Annotated in this window: 12 protein-coding genes; 4 read left to right on the forward strand and 8 right to left on the reverse strand. The window is 42.0% G+C overall.

Going from position 1 to position 15,519, the window contains the following annotated elements; all coding sequences use genetic code 11:
• Window positions 1-257: 257 nt before the first annotated feature.
• The 5 genes from K5Q29_RS10685 to gla form a co-directional block, all read right to left on the reverse strand.
• Window positions 258-2,168: an LPXTG cell wall anchor domain-containing protein gene (locus K5Q29_RS10685; RefSeq protein ID WP_260619123.1), complete on the reverse strand. Its 1,911-nt coding sequence runs from the start codon at window positions 2,166-2,168 to the stop codon at window positions 258-260.
• A gap of 446 nt (window positions 2,169-2,614) precedes the next feature.
• Window positions 2,615-5,011 carry an LPXTG cell wall anchor domain-containing protein gene (locus tag K5Q29_RS04170; RefSeq protein ID WP_105139356.1) on the reverse strand — a complete coding sequence of 799 codons (2,397 nt, stop codon included), beginning with the start codon at window positions 5,009-5,011 and terminating at the stop codon, window positions 2,615-2,617.
• A gap of 289 nt (window positions 5,012-5,300) precedes the next feature.
• Window positions 5,301-5,909 carry a CoA pyrophosphatase gene (locus K5Q29_RS04175; protein ID WP_105139357.1) on the reverse strand — a complete coding sequence of 203 codons (609 nt, stop codon included), beginning with the start codon at window positions 5,907-5,909 and terminating at the stop codon, window positions 5,301-5,303.
• A gap of 112 nt (window positions 5,910-6,021) precedes the next feature.
• Window positions 6,022-7,554 carry a helicase HerA-like domain-containing protein gene (locus K5Q29_RS04180; RefSeq protein ID WP_105139358.1) on the reverse strand — a complete coding sequence of 511 codons (1,533 nt, stop codon included), beginning with the start codon at window positions 7,552-7,554 and terminating at the stop codon, window positions 6,022-6,024.
• 128 nt (window positions 7,555-7,682) lie between these two features.
• Window positions 7,683-8,528 carry an aquaglyceroporin Gla gene (gene gla, locus K5Q29_RS04185; RefSeq protein WP_002937554.1) on the reverse strand — a complete coding sequence of 282 codons (846 nt, stop codon included), beginning with the start codon at window positions 8,526-8,528 and terminating at the stop codon, window positions 7,683-7,685.
• A gap of 140 nt (window positions 8,529-8,668) precedes the next feature.
• Here gla and K5Q29_RS04190 point away from each other — a divergent pair, with 140 nt between their 5' ends.
• Window positions 8,669-9,469 carry a formate/nitrite transporter family protein gene (locus K5Q29_RS04190; protein ID WP_105139359.1) on the forward strand — a complete coding sequence of 267 codons (801 nt, stop codon included), beginning with the start codon at window positions 8,669-8,671 and terminating at the stop codon, window positions 9,467-9,469.
• Window positions 9,470-9,502: 33 nt separating this feature from the next.
• On the opposite strand, the gene K5Q29_RS04195 is transcribed toward K5Q29_RS04190, so the two are convergent.
• Both K5Q29_RS04195 and K5Q29_RS04200 read right to left on the reverse strand, forming a co-directional pair.
• The gene (locus tag K5Q29_RS04195; protein ID WP_023369236.1) at window positions 9,503-10,198 is read right to left on the reverse strand and encodes an LrgB family protein; all 696 of its coding nucleotides are present in this window, start codon (window positions 10,196-10,198) and stop codon (window positions 9,503-9,505) included.
• A complete protein-coding gene (locus tag K5Q29_RS04200) occupies window positions 10,191-10,571 on the reverse strand; it encodes a CidA/LrgA family protein (protein WP_044681538.1) in 381 nt (126 codons plus the stop codon). The genes K5Q29_RS04195 and K5Q29_RS04200 overlap by 8 nt, the downstream gene beginning before the upstream one ends.
• Window positions 10,572-10,864: 293 nt before the next feature.
• Here K5Q29_RS04200 and K5Q29_RS04205 point away from each other — a divergent pair, with 293 nt between their 5' ends.
• The 3 genes from K5Q29_RS04205 to K5Q29_RS04215 are packed head-to-tail and all read left to right on the forward strand — an operon-like array spanning window position 10,865 to window position 12,994.
• A complete protein-coding gene (locus K5Q29_RS04205; protein ID WP_002937550.1) occupies window positions 10,865-11,191 on the forward strand; it encodes a PadR family transcriptional regulator in 327 nt (108 codons plus the stop codon).
• Window positions 11,178-11,933 (forward strand): DUF1700 domain-containing protein, encoded by a 756-nt coding sequence (locus tag K5Q29_RS04210; RefSeq protein ID WP_023369232.1) that lies wholly within the window; start codon window positions 11,178-11,180, stop codon window positions 11,931-11,933. Before K5Q29_RS04205 ends, K5Q29_RS04210 begins: the two co-directional genes overlap by 14 nt.
• Window positions 11,930-12,994: a DUF4097 family beta strand repeat-containing protein gene (locus K5Q29_RS04215; RefSeq protein WP_205032589.1), complete on the forward strand. Its 1,065-nt coding sequence runs from the start codon at window positions 11,930-11,932 to the stop codon at window positions 12,992-12,994. The genes K5Q29_RS04210 and K5Q29_RS04215 overlap by 4 nt, the downstream gene beginning before the upstream one ends.
• A 49-nt stretch (window positions 12,995-13,043) precedes the next feature.
• Here K5Q29_RS04215 and K5Q29_RS04220 read toward each other — a convergent pair whose 3' ends face one another.
• Window positions 13,044-15,503, reverse strand: a complete 2,460-nt coding sequence (locus K5Q29_RS04220) for a YhgE/Pip domain-containing protein (protein WP_105139362.1) — start codon at window positions 15,501-15,503, stop codon at window positions 13,044-13,046.
• Window positions 15,504-15,519: the final 16 nt, after the last annotated feature.

The raw sequence follows: 15,519 nt of genomic DNA on the forward strand, positions 1-15,519 counted from the left end.
CGGATAACATTCAAACTAGTATTGATAAAACAAAATATAAAACCAACTCCTTCATATCATTGCAAGCGATAAATTTCAACCTTGTCTTTGTGTCTTGACCTTACAAGAAAAGCACCTCAAAAATTAGATTTCACCTCTAACTTTTGGGGTGCAGTTCATATTTTGGAACGTTTTCTATTTACAACTGTTCTAAATTTTCTTAGTCCATGGTAGATAAGCCTTATTGACGTTCCAGAAACTTTAGTATTAGCGTAAAATCATTCCTCTTCTCTTTGCCTGTGTTGTTTGAAAAGATACAAACTTGATGCAAGGGTAGCTAGAGCACCACCTAGCCATACTAGGGTGTTACTCGTTTCACCCGTATTTGGTAAAGTCTCTTTTTGTATTCCTACCTTTGGAGCCGGTGAAAATCCAGATTCCGTTTTCTTAACTTCGGATTGAAACACCTCCGGATGGATAATATTGGGTTTATTAACCTCAGGTTGACCCTTTTCTGGTTGGATTCCGGTGGATTTCTCAACATCTGGGTGCGCAACTTCCGGAGATTTCGGCGTCGGAAGCATGACTTTCGGACTCTCAGCTTCTGGGGCTTTTGGTGTCGGAAGCATGACTTTCGGAACCTCAACGCCCGGAGTTTTTGGTGACAGGGGCGCCTCTTTTGGCGTCTTAACATCTGGAACTTTGGGGGCTGGGGGCGTTGCTTTTGGTGACTCAGTTTCCGGAGACTTAGGAGCAGGAAGGTGAACTTCTGGAACCTTCGGTTTTGGCTGCTCAACTTTCGGTGGCTCAGCTTCTAGAACTTTTGAGGTCGGTGGAGTTACTTTCGGTGGCTCAACCTCTGGAACTTTGGGCGTCGGTGGTAATACTTCTGGTCGTTCAGTTTCAGGAGCTTTTGGTGACTCAATCTCAGGAGCATCTGTATCAGGGTACTCAACTTTTGGCGTCTTAACGTCTGGAACCTTCGGTGTCGGAGGCATTACTTTTGGTGGCACAGTTTCCGGAGCCTTAGGAGCAGGAAGGTGAACTTCAGGGACCTTCGGTTTTGGCTGCTCAACTTTTGGAACATCTGCCTTTGGTACATCTATATCCGGAGTCCTATCTCCCCGCGGTTCAGGAGTCCTGTCGCTTTCTGGAGATGAATCAGGTCCTAGGACAGATCCGATAATAGTAATCCCTTCATTATTCGGCTTAGCACTTTCCGATACCTTTAATCTCAAACCAGCAGCAGAAGTAATCTCATCTCTGGAGAAAAATATTCGCTCTTTAAAATTCTTCACCACAGCTAAAACCGGGAAAGTCTGCATTTCTTGATTTTTCACCTGTGCCGTCAGTTCATATGTCGCTTTTTCTTTAGCAACGGAATCTCGCTGTACTTGTAGAAAATAGATGCTGGAACTTTCTTCCTTCCATTTTTCTAGCTCTCCTCCTACACGTCCAACAGACCAACCCCACTGACTTTCAAAACTACGCTCATCATTATTAGCATTTTTTTCTCTACTAAAAAAGCGATACGGCTGCCCACCAGAATTTGCCTCATCATTGACATCCTTAGGAAACTTATTGAAAATATCTTCTCTAGACTGGCTATCAATAATATTGGTTAATTGTAAGCCTTTTGGAAGAATAAAGTAATAGCCACTCCCCTCTCCACCAAAGGTCCAATTTTTTCTATCAAAAGTTACTCTCCACTTAATCTTGTCATTATCTGCCGATATTTTTTCTATAGATACTGCATTCCTAATCTGTTCACCTTGATGAGTGTCAAATCTATGATAATTCGATTCTTGAATCAGTTTCTCTTCGGCTTGTTGAATATTTGAATCTGCCGTTGAATTTTCCGCCTCTGACACATTTAATGATTGAGATGGTGTATCCGGATCTGTCGCTACCTGCGTAGCACTTTCTTCTCTCGTAGAATCGCTAGAAACTAGTTTTTCTTCTGGAGCCTGTTTATCACCCTCTTCTGACGTAGGTAATTGGTTATCCGTAGGTGAAATTCCATCGACTGCGGTCGCAGTTTGATTTTCTGAGCTAACCGTAGCAGATTCAATAGGTATTTCTTGAAGATTGCCTGTTTCTGCGCTTACAGATGGTACGTGACATATTAGAAAACCACCTAGTACAGCTGTACTAAGCAATAGATTTGTCACAACTTTTTGTTTGCTCATAATGTGCTCCTTTACTCTATTTACTTCAATTTTTCACCAATAGACTAAGAACATGCATTTACAGTTTAGCACTCCCATCTAAGGCTTTTTTAAAGCTACTCATCGTTCGTTTTTTCAAAATACAGCCAGTATTCCCTCAAAAAATTAACTTGACTAGCAAAAAACTATCTCTTACATAAAAGCCCTTTACTTGTGAGTACAGGTTCTAAAATATGGCGATTAGATTTTTCTTCCAATCTAGTATTTTCAAAAATTGATATTATTGTTTTAGCGTTAGTATAACATCCTAAACTAAATTTTTTCTAGAGGGTATCTAATATTTATCTATTTTGTTATTTTCTAAGAATATTTAACAAAAAGACTCCAAACCAAGGCTTCTACAGCGATGATCTGGAGTCTTTTATGAACTTAGAAGAGGGAAGTTCTTATATCTTATTCAATAATGACTATTCTTCTTTTTTGTTTTTGAATAGATACAAGCCTGTGGCAAGAGTGGCTAAAGCACCACCTAGCCAGCCTATTGCGCTACTTGCTTCGCCTGTATTTGGCAAAGTTGCTTTTGGTGCCTCGGCTTTTGGCATCATTGAAGCCTTGGATTCAGGCTTCATACCTTCTGTTCGTGGCATTTGAGCTTTCTCTGCTTCTGGTTTATCTGCCTTCGGTTGCTTCATATCTGGTTGTTTAGTTTCTGGCATTGGTTTGTCAGATTCTACTTTATCAGATTTTGGTGCTTCCGAATCTTTCTTAGGAGCTTCCATTTGTGGTTGCTCTGCCTTTGGCTCGTCAGCTTTCGGTTTTTGTTCCTTAGGCATGTCGTCTGCCTTCGGTTGCTTCATATCTGGTTGCTTAGTTTCTGGCAATTGCTTGTCAGTTTCTACTTTATCAGATTTTGGCGCTTCCGAATCTTTCTTAGGAGCTTCCATTTGTGGTTTGTCCATTTGTGGTTGCTCTGCCTTTGGCTCGTCGGCTTTCGGCTTTTGTTCCTTAGGCATGTCGTCTGCCTTCGGTTGCTTCATATCTGGTTGCTTAGTTTCTGGCATTTGTTTGTCAGATTCTACTTCATCAGATTTTGGTGCTTCCGGTTGAACATCTTCTTGTTTTGGAACTTCTGGTGTTGGAGTTTCTTTTGGTTGCTCTTCTGGTACTGATGGAGCCGGTGGTGTTGGAACTTCTTCCTTCGGTGCTTCCTCTTTAGGAGTTGATGGCGCTTGTGGTGTTTGCGGAGTATCTTCCTTCTTAGGTTCTTCTGGCGCTGGAGTCTCTTTTGGTTGCTCCTCTGGGATTGATGGAACTTGCGGCTCATCTTTTGGAGCGTCTGGTACCTGTGGTACTTCTGGTATTGGAGCTGGGGCTGGGGTTTCCTCCTCAGCTTTTGGTGCTTCCACTTCCGGTGTTGGAACTGGGGCTGGTGTTTCTTTTTTCGTTTCCGGAGTCTTCTCTTCTGTTTTCGGCTCCTGTGTTTCCTCTTTCGGTGCCGGTGCTGGTACCGGAGTGTCTGGTACTGGAGTTGGAGCGTCTTCCTCTTTTGGTGTTGGGGCTGGCTCTACGTCCGGTGTTGGAACTGGAGCTGGAACCTCTTTCTCATCTTTAGGTGCTTCCGCGTCACCTTTCGGTGCTGGAGTGTCTTCCTCTTTTGGAGTTGGAGCCGGCTCTTCTTTTGGTGTTGGAACTTCTGGACTTGGAGCGTCTGGCTCTTGTTTTGGCTCTTCCGGTACTTGTGGTTTTTCTTCAGGAGTCGATGGATCTTGTGGAGCGTCTGGTTTTGAGTCTTCCTTTGGAGATTCCGGTTTCTTTTCAGGAGTTGACGGAACTTCTGGCGCTGGAGTTTCTTTTGGTTGCTCCTCCGGTGCTGATGGCGCTGGAGTCTCTTTAGGTGGTAGAGGTTTTTCTTTCTCAAGGGTAATCTCACGTGCGCCTAGTGAAGTAACCTGTACTCTACTCCAATTTGTATACCCAAATGTCTTCATTACTGCAGCAACAGGGAATGACATTTGTTCTGAGTTCTCTCTTTCAGCGATTAAGCGATAGGTTTGAGAATCCGTGGACCGTACATTGTCTATGAAGTATATTTTAGACATAAGGCCTTTAGATTTCCATTCTTCAACCTCCTTGCTTGATGCTTGCCTTACTGACCACCCCCACTGATCATCAAATCCTCTGTCTTCGAAATTATTTCTTTCTGCACTAAAGAAACGATAGGCGGCCCCAGAAATATTTTTAGAACTTTCAACATTTTCAGGAAATCGCTCAAATAATTCAGTGTTAGTGCTATCCTTTATACTGGTTAATTTCAATCCTTTTGGAAGAACAAAATAGAGACCTCCAGGAGATTCATTAAAAGACCATGCCCTTGTGTCAAAAGTTACTTGCCATTCAAGCTTATTTTGTTCAACCTTCAACGGTTCTACAGACACTGAAGCCCTAATTCTAGCCTGATCATCAGCTGCTTTAGAATCCACATTTGATGATTGAATTAGTGGTGTCTTAACTATTTTTTCTGAAACAGAAACAGAATCATCTACCGGAATTTCTTCCGTGTCATTACTACCAGAATTACTCATCATCGCACGAGGTTGGAGAAGTGCTCCAGGCTCTGTAACATCTTTGATTTCTTCATTTAGAGTTTCTACTGGAGCATCGCTCTCTTCAAGCTCTTCTTCAGCTAAAAAGTCGCTTTCCTCTTCAGTTGATACTACCGGTTTCTCAACAACATCACCTGAACTAACTGATGTAACATCTGGTTCTAGCGATTCTGCTTTAACCGTTGTCGTTGAATAAAAGGCTAATCCCCCTAATACGACTGTGCTTAATAATAAACTGGACACAACTTTCTGCTTGCTCATAATTGGCTCCTTCTTAAAATATAGATTTATACATTTTCCCACTCACCTACTGGAAATGAAAACAATCTACTGAATGAGTTTACATGAATATTGTCGCATTTCTGGATAAATGATGGTACTTCAAAATATGGACCGTACCAAGTATACCAGCCATAGCTATCTTTTATCTGCCATGCATCTGTTTTTTTTGTGTTTTTCTGTACGTTGCTCACATTGAGCTTTGTCTTCATTTTTTTCGCTGATACATATCGCAAAGGCTAGTTTTTCCTCAAAAAAATAACCTATCATTTCACGATAGATTACTTTTCACTATTTCCGTAAACCGATGGGTAAATTGGGCGGTCATTCCCCAGATATTTTCTGGTAGGTTTTCATAAAATGGAACGGATCGTTTATGATGACTGAAAGGATAGTCAACCCCACCTCTCAAACGTTCAAAGGGAAAGTCACAATCTGGGACAATCTGTGAATCCAGTTGATAATAGACAGGGGCCGTTTTCAGCAAGGTTTCTAGTGGAACTGTAAAGAATCGAGCTACTTCGTCATTGGGTTGAAGGGTCTGCCAGTCCAAGTGAAGTCGACCGACAAAACAGCGGATCGTCGAGCGACCGAAAACGAGATAATCGATTTCCCCCAGCAACTCAATTTGTTCCTGTTGAATGTCAAGTTCTTCGATAACCTCACGAATGGCAGCTTCTTCTGCTGTCTCGCCTTCATCAATTCCGCCACCTGGAAAGGAAACTTCTCCCGGTTGAGAAATGGCCTCGCTCCGAATCTCATATAAGACCTGCCACTGATTGTCTGACCATACTAGAGGCAAGAAAACTGCATAAGAACGTTTTTCACCCAATGGCTGGGGCTGATAGTCTTTCAATAATGCCTGCAATTGATCAGTCATGGCAACTCCTTACTAACTAGTGATTTGTGTTTATTTTAACGAATTTTGTGGCATCTGGCAAGAACTTTGTCTAGATAAAAAAACTGAGAAGTTTCCTTCCCAGTCTAGTCGTTTATTTCCCTTTTAACATGCCCATAATGCCACGAGTTACCACGCGCCCAACTTCCCGTCCGACCTGACTCATCAGGTTCTTGGTAAAGCGATCCATCATGGAATCTGTTTTGCGACTGGCTGGCTGACTGGCTTTTTGAGTCACCTTAGCCGCTTCTTTCTGGGCTTTCTCGTCCATTTTTGCGGCTACCTTAGCTTCTTTTTCTGCCTGTTTTTCCGCCTCGGCCTGCTCTGCTTTTTTGATGAGTTCAGCTTCTTTAGCCTCTGTCATGGCTAAAATCTGCTCATGGGCAGATTCACGGTTGACCGCGTCAGCATATTTTTCCATCAAAGGAGAATTATTGATAACTGACAAGAAGGCACTTGGCTCCACCGTTCCCAGCATACTCTTTGGAGGATAAATCAATACTCGATCCGCAAAGCTTGGTGTCCCGTCTGCTTGCAGAGTAGACACAACTGCTTCACCTACCTGCAATTCCTGAATGACCTTAGCCAAATCCTCCCCACCTTCTTGCCGGAAGGTTTCAGCAACAGTTGCAACTGTCTTAAGCTCTTTTGGTGTAAAGGCGCGAAGACCATGTTGGATGCGGTTGCCCAACTGGGCTGCCACGCTATCAGGAATATCCGTCGGATTCTGCGTTACAAAGAAGACACCTACCCCTTTTGAACGAATCAAACGGACAATCAATTCAATCTTTTCAAGAAGAACTTTCGGTGCATCTTTGAAGAGAACATGAGCCTCGTCAAAGAAGAAGACCATCTTAGGCTTGTCCAAATCGCCCACCTCAGGCAAGACTTCATAGAGTTCTGATAAGAGGCTAAGCAGGACTGTCGAATAAAGAGTTGGTTGATTGAATAGCTCAGTAGCTTGGAGAACATTGATTACCCCACGACCATCTTCTGCTGTACGCATCAAATCAGCAATATCAAGGCTTGGCTCACCGAAGAAAATCTTACCACCTTGTTGCTCCAAAACAACCAGACTACGCAAGATGGCTCCAACCGAACGAGCTGGAATATTTCCATAATACTGGCTCAGCTCTGCCGCATTTTCAGCCACAAAATTGAGCATAGCCCGCAGGTCCATCAAATCAATCAAGAGAAGACCACGCTCGTCTGCCACGCTGAAAACAATATTCAGGATGGACTCCTGAGTATCATTCAAGCCCAACAAACGTGTCAGTAGGACAGGACCCAGCTCTGAAATAGTCATGCGGACAGGAGTCCCATTTTCCCCCAAGACATCCCACAACTCAACTGGATAACCGACTGGGCTATAGTCAAGATAATGAGTCTTCTCTAGACGACTAGGATCAATCTCCTTGGTATTGGCCGCAACCAAACTATTTAAATCACCCTTTATGTCCGATAGAAAGACCGGGATTCCCGCATCACTCAACTGCTCTGCCAAGACCTTTAAGGTAACGGTCTTCCCTGTACCTGTCGCACCTGCGATGATTCCATGACGATTGAGTCGCTTGAGCTGCATCTCCGCTCGACTGCTTCCATAGCCAAAAGCAATAACATCTGACATATTCTAGCCTCTTTTCCGATTTTTCTATCCTTATTGTAGCATAACTTTTAGGAAAATAGCAGAGCAGACAACTTTATATAGGATATACCAAGAGAAAAAGAAAAACCCGACGAAACGGGTTCTCTATATTATAGATACAAGAATTTGAAAAGTGCAACAGCGGCAATTGATGCGATAATTGGAGCACATACACCAACCCAAGCATACCACCATTTTGAATCAGCCTTGTTTTCACCAAGAACAGATTTTGGAAGAAGGGCATGGACGATACGTGGACCAAGGTCACGCGCTGGGTTAAGACCAGGACCTGTTGGACCACCAAGAGCCGCAACAAGTGCCATAACTAGAAAACCAATGCCTAAGTGAGCAACTGCAATTGAACCTGAAGTATATGGAGCAGTCATTGTCTCAGCGACTGTTTTATCATAGCCCTGTTCAATCAATTTACCAACCAACTCTGAACCAAAGAAATGTTTGGTCAAAGCAAGGGCACCGAAGAACAATACAAATGAACCAACGAACTCATTCAAGAAACCATTAGTTGTCGCAGCTTTACGACTTTCTTTCGTTCCGTTATCAAGCGCACTGATAGTTGAGAATGAACCAAGAATATGGTTAGAATTTTCAGTTTTCAAGAAGTAAGGTTTATAAACTGCTACAACCACTAACTGACCAAACATTGCACCTAACAATTGGGCAACAATGTATTGAGCAACGTGAGCCCAAGGGAAGAGACCTGAAACAGCCAAACCAAGTGTGAAGGCTGGGTTGATATGGTTACCAGAAACGTTACCAAACATCAATGCTGGCATCATAACTGCCAAACCATAGCCAATCGCAATGAGAATCCAACCAGAGTTGTTTCCTTTTGTGCCTTTTAAATCAACGTTTGCAACTGTACCATTACCAATGATAATAAGGAGTGCAGTCGCTAAAAATTCAGTGATATATTTCACTGTCCATGTAACATCCATATTTTTCTTATATTTCCTTTCAAAAGTTGAATTTTTTTTGGACAACAACCATTTTATCAAGTATAATAAACAAAGTAAAGCCATTCGATAAAAAGAAAACGTTTACTCGAAAAAGTAGTAGATTCAGTAAGGAGATTAGGATGGGAGCTAACCAAGAGACATTAATGTATACACTTGAAAAAAGTATCAAGAAAAAAGCAGATTTGTTTGAACACAGTTTTTCTGCCTACGCTGTACGATCAATACTAGCCAGTCTTTATTTAGGATTGGGGATTGTCATTTCTCTTTATACAGCAGACAAACTCAACCATGTCGCAGAAGGACTCGGGAAATTTAGCTATGGGTTGATGTTTGGTTGGGGGCTACTCATGATTTTATATATGAATGCCGAACTTGGAACATCCAACATGATGTATATGACAGTAGCCAGCCATCGAAAAACGATTCCTACTAAAACAGCCCTCAAGATGTTGGCAACCTGTATCCTTTTCAACTTTGTCGGTGCTGTCCTTGTTTGTTACTTGGTCTCACTGACTCTGCCTTATCAGCACATTGATGCTCACAGCTACCTATTTGAAGCAACGGTGGCCAAGCTTTCAAAGACACCTTTGACTCAATTTATTGAAGGAATTTTTGCTAATATTGTCGTGAATATCGGCGTATTTACCTTCTTACGCATCAAAGATGACGCTGGGCGTCTCATTTCCGTTATTTTCATCATCTTTATCTTTGCTTTCTTGGGATATGAGCACGTCATCGCAAACTTCTCTCTTTTCTCATTAGCCTTCTTCTCAAATGGTGGACCAGTTGAGGGAATGACTCTATTAAGTGTACTAAGCAATTTCCTCTTTTCTGGATTAGGAAACTACGTGGGTGGCGGTCTCTTTATCGGACTTCTTTATAGTTGGTTGAATAATCAATCCAAACTTTATGTAGACTAAAAAAACTACGGTTGGAATTCCAATCGTAGTTTTTTATTGTAAGATAATCTGCGCAACTATTGGACTAATCACCACATACATGATGCCTGTAATCCCAATAGCCAAGCCAGCCATCGCTCCTTGCGTATGTCCATATTTTATCGCTGTACCCGTTCCAATGGCATGTCCTGTTCCTCCCAAAGCAAGACCAACAGCTACTGGGTCTTCAATTTTTAGTAGCTTTAAAAAGACTGGACCAAGAACACTTGTCAGAATTCCTGTTGCAACAACGACTACAAGAGTAACAGTTGCTATTCCTTGCATTTTATCAGTAATACCAACAGCCATAGCAGTGGTGACTGATTTTGGAAAAAGAGAGATTGCTAGAAAAAAATCCATCCCAAACCATTTTGCAATTAGCGCAGTAAAGACAGTATTGACAATACAGGCAACAAAAATTCCCAAAAAAATACTTCGAATGTGATGTTTCATTAGATGGAAAGAACGATACAAAGGAATACCCAGAGCTACTGTTGAAGGCACAATAAGCATATTTAGATAGGACCCTCCTGCATAATATTCCTTATAGGAAATACCTGTCATTTTTAAAAAGACAATAATCAATCCTGTAGCTACCAACAGTGGGGTTGTGATTGGATGAGGAAATCTCCGATAAATCAGCATTCCAATTAAATATGCTGCAATTGATAACATAATACCAAAAATAGGATTTGAAAAAAGTTCAGTCATGAATTCCCTCCGTATCAATGTAGTCGCCTTCAAACTTTTGCTTCACAAATCGAACAACAAAACCAATTACTAAGATATTTAAAAAAATGGCGCCTAAAATGACGACGATAATAGGAAGTAAATAATCTTTAATTGCATCAAATCTCTCCATAATGCCCACTGCTGCAGGCAAAAAAAGAATGGTCATGTTAGCCAGCAAAAAATTCCCAACCGTATGAATATGGCGAAGACGAATCAATTTGAACTCTAGGGCTAAAAATAGGAGGATTAAGCCAATAATACTTCCCGGAATAGGAAGATAAAAAATAGTCGAAATAGCTTCCCCTAAAAATGAAAATACCAGAATAATCATAAACTGAACATATAGTTTCATCTTTACACCACCTTAAATACTACTAATCCATCTGAGGTCATTCTCTTTTAGTCCAGAAATTCCCTTAATGTTAGTACTGTTATTAAGTTTACTACTCTGAAATTATTTTTCAAGGCTATAAAACGTTTACACCTTAAAAATTTGTCCTAAGCTATTTTATTTATTTTGCACATAATCACTTGACAATTTATTTCTGTAGGTGTATATTTAATATATAACAAAATTTGATATATGCAACCGAACACTATATATCAAAACCGAACCTAACTAACAACAAAGGAAAGGAGCGTCCTATGCATTTTCCAGTCCCCGCAGTGCTGACAGAATTTCTCATCATGGCTATTTTGGAATCCGATGATTCTTATGGCTATGAAATCTGTCAGACCATTAAATTAATTGCCAACATCAAGGAGTCCGCCCTCTATCCCATCCTAAAACGATTGGAGCAAAATGACTTTTTGACTACTTATTCCCAAGAATATCAGGGTCGTATGCGAAAGTATTATAGCCTAACTCAGTTAGGTCACGAAGAATTGGTCCGACTCAAAGATGACTGGGATACCTATACAAACACGATAAACGGCATCATAGAAGGGAGCGTCCGCCATGACAAGAACTGAATACATGGAGCAGTTAGAAAAATATCTCAAAAAACTGCCCCACAAAGAATACTTTGAAGCCATCAGCTTCTTTAATGAGTATTTTGACGAGGCTGGACCAGAGCGTGAAACAGAAATTATAGAAGAACTTGGTTCACCAAAAGAAGCTGCTAGCGAACTCATTAACAACATGCTCAACAAGCAAATCCAGGAGGAGAAGAATCAACAAGAACCTATTCAACTCAACTGGAAACTCTGGGTTGGTCTGGGAGCCTTAAGTATGACAGGTCTCTTCTCTTTCTTCCTACTCTTTATCATGGGAGAGTTTATCGGAGTCATTCCTCTGTTTGCGACTCTTATCCTCGGCGCCTTTTTCCTCGGTCGCTACTTCCGTAATTTTAGCCAAACAAAACGAACGCTTTGGTTGGCTATCCTAGCTGTCATTTCCCTGCCTATCGCCATTCCACTTTTGCTCATTCTCCTAGCTAGTCTATTGGGATTGGTGGCGCTCATCTTGGCCCTCATTGTCGGTGCCTTTGTTCTGGGTGTCGGACTTCTCACCAGCGGTGGCTATCTGATTTGGGAAGCCTTTAGCCTTATGTCAGAAGGTTTCAATATCTTCCTCATGGGGTTTGGCTCAGGTTTGTCTTTGATTGGCGGAGCTATTCTCATCTACATCTTGACTGGATTTTTTGCCTACTGGTCTTGGCGACTGGTCAAGGCTTGCTTCAAATGGATCTTGAAACGAGGTAAACGAGCATGAAAAAGAAACTAACCATCGCCATTATTATCGGCTTTGTCAGCCTGATTGCAGGCTTAATTCTGGCTGGCATTGGATTTTTCACAGGAGGCGTAACCCGCTTGGAAGAGGTTGCTGCTCCGACGGAAGTCCATAAGACCTTCACAGATTTGAATACTATTAAAATTGACTTTATCCCCCACAGCGTCTATATCAAGGAGTCTAGCGATAGCAACTACCATGTGACCTATGCTAATTCTGACAACAATATGCAATCCCCCTTAAAACTAGCAGAAAAAGAGGGAACTTTGACCCTTTCTTCACAACAAGAATCTTTTGCTATCGAAGGAATCATGCAGTATCTTGGAGAAAGGTTGGCCCAACGTCGTATCAATGTCTTCTCCGTCACCGTTGAAGTGCCTAAAGGGAAGACTCTGAAAAAGCTTACAGGATATAGTTCCTATTTATATAATTATGGAGGCTTTTCCATTGAGAATGCCCATATACAAGAGGTTGACCTATCCGCTGGTATCTTCCTTGATAATGCACAAATTGACAGCGGTAAAATCACAGCTGGTTACTTTGAAGCTGTGAATTCTGCACTCAGAAATACCTCTATATCTGCAAATGAAGCTTCAGTCAATTTAATCGAAACCAGTTTGGAAAATGTTACAATTAAAAACTACCAAGAACTAAATGCAGATCAATTGACTATCATAGGAAAAAACGTCCTCACTCCTTCCGAATACAGCCTATCTGTTACAAATATAAACCTAACAGATAAGAGCTTACAAGACATCAATCTGAATATCAGTACACAGCTGGACATCAAAACACTTGCGGAACACTTAGGCTACCACTATGAAACCCTTGAAGAACTAAAGCAAGCTGTTGGTGATATGAGTTACTTCAACGAACAAGCTGAAAACGTTGGTATTTTCACTAAAGATAAGTATCAAACATTATCAATCAAAAAAGAGGAGGATAAACAAACCTTAACTTTGGAGAAAAAAGAGAGCAATAATAGCCTGACCATTACTTCAACTAACGCAACCATTAATTTACGAACACCAACACCAAAATAACTACATCAACCAAAAACCAACTGTTCACATGGAGCAGTTGGTTTTATTATTATTCATCTTTTTGATTATAAATCAAGAGACCTAATCCCATAAAGCCTACTAAGAAGAGGCTCAGCATCCAAACTTGATGACTACTATTTCCAACCATTGAAATGGTTTGACGAAGTCCTGAAACAGAATAGGTCATTGGAAGATAGGGCTGAATGACTTGGAAAAAGCGTGGGCTAAGTTCGATTGGGTAGGTACCTGCGCTTGATCCAAGCTGTAGTAACAAGAGAATTAAACTTGCGAAGGATCCGAAACGATTGTTCCAACCCACCAAGGCTGTAACGAGAGCCATGAAGGTCCAAGAGGCTAAGAGGATTAATCCCAAGGTTGCCATTGGATGAGCCGGTTCGATTCCAATCAAGCGAAGAACACCGTACAGAAGCAGTGCCGCTAGACTAGCGATTGTTCCATTGAGGATTAGTTTCCCTTTGGCCCAGTCCCAACGATTCTTGTAAGAGCGATTATCAATGTGTTTGACAAAAATAACATTCGCTGATAAGGCTGCAACCATCAGTGCGACAGATACCATGTAAGGAGCCATTCCGACACCGTTGGTTTTCACATCATCTTGATCACTGTGTTCCAAGGTGACTGGCTGAGAAACTGCTTGTGCATTTTTGTCTTCTACAGAGATGACTGATAGTTGTTGACTGGCTGAGCTGAGTGAATTTGTTAGGGTTTCACTACCTGTACGAAGACTGGAAATACCGCTTGTCAAGGTTTGACCGCCACTAGCTAATTGATCCGCACCAGCAATTAATTGCTGACTACCAGAAGCCAGTTGTCCTGAACCGCTGACAAGTTGACTGGAGTTGGATGCCAAGGTTGCCAATCCTGATGTTAACTGGCCACCTCCTGATTGGATGCTACTATTATTCGCAACCAACTGAGCTCCACCTGTTGCTAATTGGGCAACACCTGCGGTATAGGCTGTTACTCCTGACATGAGTTGACTCGCTCCATTTGATAATTGCGTTTGAAGTTGACTCACACCACTCGTCAAGGCTTGAGTTCCTGGTAGAACTTGCTGGTTCAAGGCGGTGTTGACCTGACTCAAGCCACTTGATAGGTTTTCAATGGCTGTTGTAGCCCCTGGCAATGCTTGATTGGCAGCCGTGTTGATCTGACCGACAGCTGATTGCAGCTGGCTCATTTGTTTTGCCATGCCAGAAAGACTTTGTAGGCTAGATAAGGCTTGACTGAATTGAGACAATTGACCCAAAATCGTTTGGGCTGCTGTCATTGTTGTCGAAGGCGAGTTTTGGAGGGCTCCAACCAATTCAGCTTGCTGAGCAGCTGTCAAGTTTTGATAGGTAGTCGTTGCTTGCAAGGCTTCAATGCTGGCTGTTTTATCAGCTTGGGCTGCAGTCAACAATCCTTGAGCTTGAGCCCCCATCTCTGTCAAGAGGCTAGATAGAGTAGAGGTATCTACTGCAAGTCCTCCTATACTTGAGAGGCTATCATTTAATTGACTGATGGCTGCTTGCAACTGAGGAAGTCCTGTCAATAAGGCCTGTATTTGACTAGACTGTTCAGCAGACAAACTAGTTGAACTAGCGAGTTGCTCCAAGCCTGCCTGCAATTGATTGGCTCCTGTTACCAGTTGTTCGACCTGACTTGCTCCTGTTTGCAATTGTCCCACCCCAGCGATGAGCTGAGAGGAATTGGCATTTAATTGCTCCGCACCTGAAGCAAGACTTGCTACCCCATTTGTGTAGGTTGTTAAGCCGCTGGACAGTGTTTGACTGCCTGTCGCAGCCTGATTGACTCCATCTGTATAAGACACAAGACCGGTGGCCAATTGGTTTGCTCCTGTCACCAGTGATTGGCCTGATGAAGATAAGGTAGATAGGCCTGATGATAGAGTCTGACTTCCGGTTTCTAATTGACTAGCTCCATCTGTCAATTTTTGACTTCCATCTGCTGCCTCAACCATGCCGTTTTGAATCTCTCCCATACTGTCAAAAACGGCAGTTGTGTATGTTTCGGTAATCGTCTCTGAAACAGATGCCTTTAATTTCTCCATAGCTGATTCGCCCATCTTAGAAGCGACAAAGCTGTGACCTTTAGAGGTTTGGTAAGAAATCGTTAGTGGTTCAGGCTGATCCGTCAAGAGACTAGATGCTTTTTCTGATAAATCTTCTGGTAGGGTGATGACCATATAATAGTCCCCTTCTTCCAAACCTTTTTCCGCATCCGTTTCTGATACAAAGTGGAAATCCAGACTCTTGCTCTCTTTCATATTATCCACCATATCATCACCAATGGTGAGGGTTTTATCTTGAAAGCTCGCCGACTGGTCTTGATTGACAACTGCTACAGGCAACTGGTCTAGTCGGCCGTAAGGATCCCACATAGAGGTTAGGAAACTAATGTTATATAAGGCTGGGACACAGGCAACACCGAGAATGGTGATCATGGTCATTGGTTTTTTGAAAAAATTCTTTACTTTTTCCGACATAAGAAACTCCTTTAGA

It is taken from the genome of Streptococcus sp. 2018037, assembly GCF_019754195.1.
Classification (GTDB): domain Bacteria; phylum Bacillota; class Bacilli; order Lactobacillales; family Streptococcaceae; genus Streptococcus; species Streptococcus hashimotonensis.